This is a genomic window from Micromonospora cabrerizensis, from assembly GCF_022230955.1.
GTDB lineage: Bacteria > Actinomycetota > Actinomycetes > Mycobacteriales > Micromonosporaceae > Micromonospora > Micromonospora cabrerizensis.
The window spans coordinates 62,936-70,197 of record NZ_JAKKFI010000034.1 but is presented as its reverse complement, the minus strand read 5'-3'; the positions used below and the strand labels follow the sequence as shown (position 1 = coordinate 70,197).

6 protein-coding genes and 1 riboswitch are annotated in these 7,262 nt (G+C 70.7%); of the genes, 5 read left to right on the top strand and 1 reads right to left on the bottom strand.

All coding sequences use genetic code 11. From position 1 onward, the window contains the following. From LADH09A_RS03610 to LADH09A_RS03595, 4 genes are all read left to right on the top strand, one after another. On the top strand, window positions 1-207 hold a 207-nt coding region (locus tag LADH09A_RS03610), incomplete at its 5' end, for a hypothetical protein (protein WP_238643298.1). A gap of 39 nt (window positions 208-246) precedes the next feature. Continuing rightward, window positions 247-1,572: a hemolysin family protein gene (locus LADH09A_RS03605; protein WP_238643297.1), complete on the top strand. Its 1,326-nt coding sequence runs from the start codon at window positions 247-249 to the stop codon at window positions 1,570-1,572. Continuing rightward, window positions 1,565-2,566: a hemolysin family protein gene (locus LADH09A_RS03600; protein ID WP_238643296.1), complete on the top strand. Its 1,002-nt coding sequence runs from the start codon at window positions 1,565-1,567 to the stop codon at window positions 2,564-2,566. Before LADH09A_RS03605 ends, LADH09A_RS03600 begins: the two co-directional genes overlap by 8 nt. A gap of 167 nt (window positions 2,567-2,733) precedes the next feature. Then, the gene (locus tag LADH09A_RS03595) at window positions 2,734-3,747 is read left to right on the top strand and encodes a C40 family peptidase (protein WP_238643295.1); all 1,014 of its coding nucleotides are present in this window, start codon (window positions 2,734-2,736) and stop codon (window positions 3,745-3,747) included. 54 nt (window positions 3,748-3,801) lie between these two features. Here the strand turns inward: LADH09A_RS03595 and LADH09A_RS03590 are convergent, their stop codons facing one another. After that, window positions 3,802-5,781: an N-acetylmuramoyl-L-alanine amidase gene (locus LADH09A_RS03590; RefSeq protein WP_238643294.1), complete on the bottom strand. Its 1,980-nt coding sequence runs from the start codon at window positions 5,779-5,781 to the stop codon at window positions 3,802-3,804. A 236-nt stretch (window positions 5,782-6,017) separates the two neighbouring features. Further along, window positions 6,018-6,153, top strand: a riboswitch (cyclic di-AMP (ydaO/yuaA leader). A 13-nt stretch (window positions 6,154-6,166) separates the two neighbouring features. On the opposite strand from LADH09A_RS03590, the gene LADH09A_RS31830 reads away from it, so the two are divergent. Continuing rightward, a complete protein-coding gene (locus tag LADH09A_RS31830; RefSeq protein ID WP_238643293.1) occupies window positions 6,167-7,207 on the top strand; it encodes a C40 family peptidase in 1,041 nt (346 codons plus the stop codon). Window positions 7,208-7,262 lie beyond the last annotated feature (55 nt).

Genomic DNA, 7,262 nt, shown 5'->3' with positions numbered 1-7,262 from the left:
GTGGCACGGGGCGAGCAGGCGATGGCCACCGGGGCGAGGACGGTCGCCGTCGGCTGCCCGTTCTGCTCGACGATGCTCAGCGACGGCGTCAACGGCAAGGGCGCCGGCGAGCAGGTCGAGGTGATCGACGTGGCGACCGTGCTGCTCCGTTCGGTCAAGCCGGAGCAGCCGCAGGGCGGCAAGGAGACGGCGCCGGTCGGCGGCTGAGGCGCGTACTCCTGGGATCTGGACATCGACGGCCTGCTCTTGACGACGCTGTTGCCGCTGGTCGGGTTCGTTGCCCTGACCGCGGGCAACGCGTTCTTCGTCGCGGCCGAGTTCGCCCTGGTCACGGTCGACCGCGCCGAGATCGACCGGCGGGCCGCCGCGGGCGACCAGGCCGCCCTGACGGTACGCGCGGCGCTGCGCGAACTCTCCTTCCAGCTCTCCGGCGCGCAGCTCGGCATCACCATCACCGCGCTGCTCACCGGTTACCTGGCCGAACCGGCCCTGGCCCGGCTCTTCAGCCCGCTGCTGCGCCCACTGGTCGGGGAGAACACCGAGCGCTACACCCCGTTCCTCGCGTTGGCCCTGGCCACGCTCATCTCCATGCTCTTCGGCGAGTTGGTGCCGAAGAACGCGGCGCTGGCCCGGCCCATGCCGGCGGCGCTGGCCACGGCCGGACCGATGCACGCGTTCTCCCGGACGTTCGGCTGGCTGATCCGGGGATTGAACGGCTCGGCGAACCGGCTGGTGCGGGCCCTCGGCGTCGAGCCGCAGGAGGAGCTGGCCAGCGCCCGCTCGCCGGAGGAGCTGGGCCTGCTGGCGGCCATCTCGGCCCGGGCCGGCGCGTTGCCGACGGACACCGCCATGCTGCTGCGCCGCACGATCCGGTTCGGCGACAAGCGGGCCGCCGAGGCGATGACCCCCCGGGTGGACGTGGTCGCGCTGCGCGTCACGGCCACGGTGGCCGAGCTGCTCGAGGAGTCCCGGCGGACCGGACGGACCCGCTTCCCGGTGTACGAGGAGACGCTGGACCTGGTGACCGGCGTGGCCGGTGTGCCCGACGCGCTGGGCGTGCCGCTGGCCGAGCGTGCGTCGACCATGGTCGGGTCGGTGGCCCGCGAGCCGGTGTACGTGCCGGAGAGCCTCGACCTGGACGGGGTCCTGGCCGCGTTGAAGGCGGCCGGTGCCGACCTGGCCATCGTGGTGGACGAGTACGGCGGGACGGACGGCGTGGTGACTATCGAGGACCTCGTCGAGGAGTTGGTCGGGGAGATCGCCGACGAGTTCGACCCGGCCAGCGTGGACGACGCGGATGCCGGCGAGCTGACCGTGCCCGGCGGTGAGCGCACCGTTCTGGTCGACGGGGTGCTCCGCTCCGACGAGGTGGCCGAGCAGACCGGCTTCCGGCTGCCTGAGGGCCCGTACGAGACGTTGGCCGGGTTCCTGATGGCTCGGCTCGGGCACATCCCGCTGGCCGGCGAGACGGTCGAGGCGGGCGGCTGGGAGTTCACCGTGGTGGAGGTGGAGCGGCATCGGATCGAGCAGGTCCGGGTGGTGCGCCCGGCGGAGCCGGACGACGATGACTGAACTGTTGGTGACCGTGGTCCTGCTGCTCGGCAACGGGTTCTTCGTGGGCAGCGAGTTCGCGCTCATCGCGTCCCGTCGGACGGTGATCGAGCCGCTGGCCGCCGGATCGAAAAGGGCCCGCTGGGCGTTGTCGGCGATGAACCAGATCCCGCTGATGATCGCTGGCGCGCAGCTCGGCATCACGGTCTGCTCGCTGGGTCTGGGCGCGATCGCCGAGCCGGCGCTCGCGCACCTGCTGGAGCCTCCGTTCCATGCGGCCGGCCTGCCCGAGCGGGCGGTGCACCCGGTGGCATTCGTGCTGGCGCTGGGCGTGGTGGTCTTCCTGCACACGGTCGTCGGCGAGATGGTGCCGAAGAACATCACGCTGGCTGGTCCGGAGGTCTCCGCACTGTGGCTCGGCCCGGCGATGCTGGCGTTCTGCGTGGCCACCAAGCCGCTGCTGCTTGCGATGAAGTGGGCGGCCCGCCGGGTGCTCGCGTTCTGGCGCATCGAGGCGTCCGAGGCGGTGAAGACGGTGTTCACCGCCGAGGAACTGGCCGGGCTCGTCTCCCAGGCGCGTACGGAGGGTCTGCTCGACGAGGAGCAGCACGCTCGGATCACCGGCGCCCTGGCCCTGCACAGCCGCACGGCGGCGGACGCGTTGCAGCCGTGGTCGACGGTGGTGACGGTGGCGGAAGACGTCTCACCGGCGTCGCTGGAGGTGCTGGCGACCCGTACCGGCCGGTCCCGGTTTCCGGTGGTGCAGCGGTCGACCCGTCGGGTGCTCGGCTTCGTGCACGTCAAGGACGTGCTCGGGTACGCCGGGCAGGGTCGCCGGTCGCCGGTGCCGGCCCGGGTCTACCGACCGCTGGCGGTGGTGCCGCCGGAACGTACGCTGGCCGACCTGCTGCTGGCCATGCGCCGCGAGCGACGGCACATGGTGCTGGTCAGCGACGGCCGGCGCCCTCTCGGTGTGGTCACACTCGACGATGTATTGACCGCAATCGTTGGCTAATCGGTGAACACCCTTGGTGTGCAAGCGGTTGCACGACAGTGATGGTTACTGCGCTCACCTTGATTACCGCTCCGAGCTTCCCTAATGTGAGGCACCGACCGCTGTGGGTCGTCTGCCTCGGCCCTTCCCTCACGCGAGGCGCCCGGCGGTCGGTTGCAAAGGAGTCGGTGCCGGTGGCAACCATGCCCCCTCATCGTCACGACCTGAAAGTGTCTGCTCGGCCAGGTGGCCTGCGCCGCGGCGTCCACCGTCTGCTCGTCCTGGTCGCCGCCGCCGCAGTTGGCGCCGGTCTGCTCGCCGCACCGGCTCACGCCGATCCCACGGTGGACGAGATCGAGGCGCAGATCGACAAGAAGTGGGAGCAGTTGGAGCCCACCATCGAGCAGTACAACAAGGTCCGGGCGCAGCTGAAGGTCAATCGACAGAAGTCGACGGACCTGCAGAAGAAGATCGAGCCGCTGGCGCTTCAGAGCGAGCTGGCGCTCAACCGGGTCGGCGATCTCGCCTCCCGCTACTACATCTCCGGGCCGTCGCACGACATCGGCTCACTGCTGGTCAGTGTCAAACCGGACACGCTCACCGAGCAGCTCACCGTGCTCGACCGGCTGGCCGCGCAGGAGCGCAAGGAGGTCGAGGGCGTGCTGGCCGTGCGGGCCAAGTACGACGGCGAGAAGCAGAAGCTGGACGAGCTGATCGTCACCCAGACCAAGCAGCAGAACGAGCTGGCGGCCAAGAAGAAGCAGATCGACGCCGAGATCAAGCAGCTCGAGGCGTCGATGCCCAAGACCACGGTCAAGACCGTCGGGTGCCCGACCATCAACGGTGTGCTTGCCGTGGCCGCCCAAAAGGCGATCAAGACCGCCTGCCAGCAGGTCGGCGATCCGTACGTCTGGGGTGCCACCGGCCCGAACTCGTTCGACTGCTCAGGGCTGACCCAGTACGCCTACAAGGCGGCCGGGATCTCCCTGACCCACCACACGGGTGACCAGTGGAACGAGGGCAAGGCAGTTGCGCGGGCCGACGCCCGCCCCGGTGACCTGGTCTTCTTCTTCTCCGGCCTGACCCACGTCGGGCTGTATCTGGGTAACAACCAGATGGTGCACGCGCCACGTGCCGGCAAACCGGTGCAGGTGTCCAGCATCAACACGATGCCGGTCGCCGGGTTCCGCAGACCTGGCTGATCCAGATCACGCAACGACGGCCCCCGGTCACCGACCGGGGGCCGTCGTGGTTCGTCAGCGGGGAGCGCCCACCGGGGAGGGCAACAGCTGCACGTCAGCGAGATCGACGTACATGATCCGGTGGCCGAACTGGATCTGCGCGTAGCGGTTCTTGCCGCGGATCACCGTCCAGTCGCCCGGCGACGAGCCGTCGAACGTGCTGGCCCGGTAGTACTCGCCGGCCAGCACCGCGCCGACGGCGTACCGCTGTCCGGCGGCCAGGGTGTACTGGAGCGGCGAGATCGTCTGGTAGGGCACCCCTTCCGGGTACGCCGCCTGCTCCGGGTACGCCCGCCCGTACACGGGAATGGTCGTCCTTCCGGGCTTCGGCGTGGCCACGACGCCGACGGTCCAGCTGGCGGTCGGCGCGGACGGCGGGTTGTGGAACCAGGCCCGCTGCCCGAGGTACCAGATCGCGGTCCAGTCGCCCTGCCGTCCGGCGAGGGCGTACGTCTGCCCGGCGGATGCCCGGGCACCGTGGTCCGACACGGCCATCGTGTTCGGGGTGCCGTCCGGTCGGAGCGCGATGTCGTTGACCAGCGGCGCGTCGGTGGACGGTGCGCTCCGCAGCACGACCGACGAGGAGCCGCGCGGCGGGCACGGGACCCCGGCGGTGACGCATCCGGTGAACGCCGGTTGGTTGGTGGCGTAGTCCGGGTCGATCCGGACCATCCCGGTGGCCGGGGTGCCGGTGTCCAGTCGAGGCGCGTGCAGCAGGTCGAAGTAGTGCGTCCAGTCCCAGTACGGGCCCGGATCCCAGTGCATCCCGCGCACCGTCGACGCGACCGTGCCGGGGACGTTGTCGTGGCCGATGATGTGCTGGCGGTCCAGCGGGATGCCCAGCCGCAGCGCCAGGTGCCGTACCAGCTTCGCCGAGGTCCGGTACATCGCCTCGGTGTACCAGGTGCCCTGGGCCGCGAAGCCCTCGTGTTCGAGACCGACCGCCTTGGCGTTGACGTACCAGTTGCCCGCGTGCCAGCCGACGTCCTTGGTCTTGACGTGCTGGGCGATGTGCCCGTCGACCGAGCGCAGCGAGTAGTGCCAGCTCACGTACGTCGGGTCCTGGACGAGTTTCAGGGTCGTCGCCCAGCTCGCCTCGGTGTCGTGGATGACGATGTACTCGATCTTCTGCCGCGCGGGCCGGTCGGAGAGGTCGTGGTTGCCGTAGTCCCCGTCGCCGAACGCCTCGTAGGGTGCGGGGATCCACTCGCAGGAGATGGTGCGCGGGCACTCCAGCCCGTCCGGGCGGGCCAACCGGCGCAGGCCCAGCCGGTCCAACCAGGAGCGCTCGGGCCGTACCGCGTGTGCCGCCAGCGTGATCCGCTGACCGTCGTCGGTCACCCGGGACTCGCCCGCGGCGATGGTGGTGAAGACCTCGTCGGCGAAGGCCGCGGCGGCGTCGGCACTGTCCGCGCCGGCGTAGCGGGCCACCGCGCCGTACCAGGCCGACGGGTCGGTGTCCGCGCCGACCGGCGCGCCCAACTCCCGTTGGTACGCGCCGAGCAACGCGGCCCCACCCCGGATGTTGACGCCCGCGTCGGTGCGCAGCGCCTCGGGGGTGGCGCCGGTCAGCGCGGCCGCGGCGTCCACGGTCTGCAACGCGGCGGCGGTCGGCGCGGGCGCCTCGACGGGTCGGGGCGCGGGCACCCGGGAGGACCGGGAGTCGTCGCCGCGTGGGTCCTCCTCGCCGGCGTCGTGGTGGCCGCGCCCGGGTAGGGCGGCCACGTGGCGGGCGTCGGTCAGGTGCATCGGGCCGTATCCGCCGCTCGTGCTCGGTGTGCCGGCGTTGCTGTCCCAGCGGGACTCCAGGTAGGAGACGCCGAGCAGCACGCCCGTCGGTACGCCGTACTCGGTCGCCGCGGCGGCGTACTGCTGCTGGCGATCGGTGGTCGGTGCGGCGACGGCGGTCGTGGAGAGTGGCACCGCGGTCGCGGCGGCGACGACGGTGGTGGCGAGCAGTGCGCGCCAGCCGGTCGACAGGGTTGGATGGTGCATCGAACCCCCTAGATTCTCGCGGGTAGAGGTCAGGTCACCATCGCGCCGCCGGAGAGTCCGCGTCAATACCTTTCCATCTATCGACTTGTTCGGAAAGAATTCTTCACGCAGGGGCGGTGACTCCCACTCGATCGGTACGGAGTGTCACGGCCGTACGGGTTGCGGATCGGTAACGGGCGTCTCTACTCTGGTCATTTGTCGGCCCGACAGCAGCTCTGCCCAGCCCGGGCGGTAACGGACCGACACCGCCGAGTCGTTTCCGAGCGAACCGGGGACCCACGTCCCTCGGGGTGAATCCGCAACCACTGCGGTAGGGCGCCGACTTCCCGCCCGAACCCGTCAGCTAACCCGGTAGGCGGTCAGGAAGAAGGAGTACGGAACCCCGGTGGCACTCCATGCCCCGCGGCCGTCGTCCGAGCGGTCGGCTCTCGCCGTCCCGCCGTCGATCGTGCCGCGCCCACGCTGGTCCCGCTTCACCACTGCTCTCGCCGCACTGGTCGGCGTCGCCGTCGTCCTGACGGGCAGCGCCACGGCCGCCCACGCCGACCCGTCCGTCGCCGAGATCGAGCGCCAGATCGACGCCGACTGGAACACGCTCGAACCGATCATCGAACGGCACAACGCCACCCGGGCCGACCTCGCCGTCAAGCGCAAGCAGGCGGACGCGCTGGCCGCCCGCATCGCCCCACTCGAGCGGCAGGTCGACGCCGCGATGGACAAGGTCAGCGCCCTGGCCGTGCGCGCGTACAAGGGTGAGACCGTCTCGACCGTCAACGCGATGCTCGGCAGCCGGTCGCCCAGCGAGGTGGTCAGCCAGCTCGAAATGCTCGACCGGTTCGCGCACAACCAGCAGCAGGACGTCCGCGAGGTGGCCGACCTGCGCGACGAGCTGGCCGCGCAGAAGGCGCCGCTGGACGAGATGGTGGCCCAGCTGACCCGCACCGAGGCCCAGTTGGCGGCCAAGAAGAAGCAGATCAACGAAGAGATCGACCGGCTACAGAAGCTGCGCCTCAAGGTGTACGGCAACGGGGGCGGCGGCCCGCTGCGTCCGGCGCCCTGCCCCGCCAGCTATCCCGGCGGCGCTGCGGGCACGGCGGTCAAGTTCGCCTGCGCCCAGATCGGCAAGCCCTACGTGTGGGGTGCCGAGGGCCCGAACTCGTACGACTGCTCCGGGCTGATGCTGGCCGCCTGGGCGAAGGCCGGTGTGTCGTTGCCGCACAACGCCGCCCAGCAGAGCCGCGTCACCAAGGACGTCAGCAAGGGCGACCTGCGCCCCGGCGACCTGGTCTTCTACTACAGCGACATCCATCACGTCGGCATGTACGTCGGCAACGGCTGGGTGGTGCACGCCTCACAGGCCGGCCAGCCGGTCAAGATGAAGAAGGTCGACGACGGCCCGATCCACAGCTACGGCCGCCCCGGCTGATCCCGGGTGACCACGAGGGCCCGCCGCGATCCGTCGCGGCGGGCCCTCGTCGTCT

What these genes read in the sequence shown, in the direction of transcription:
- LADH09A_RS03590 (WP_238643294.1), bottom strand. Translation starts at nt 5,781, where the DNA reads ATGCACCATCCAACCCTGTCGACCGGCTGGCGCGCACTGCTCGCCACC.
- LADH09A_RS03600 (WP_238643296.1), top strand. Translation starts at nt 1,565, where the DNA reads ATGACTGAACTGTTGGTGACCGTGGTCCTGCTGCTCGGCAACGGGTTC.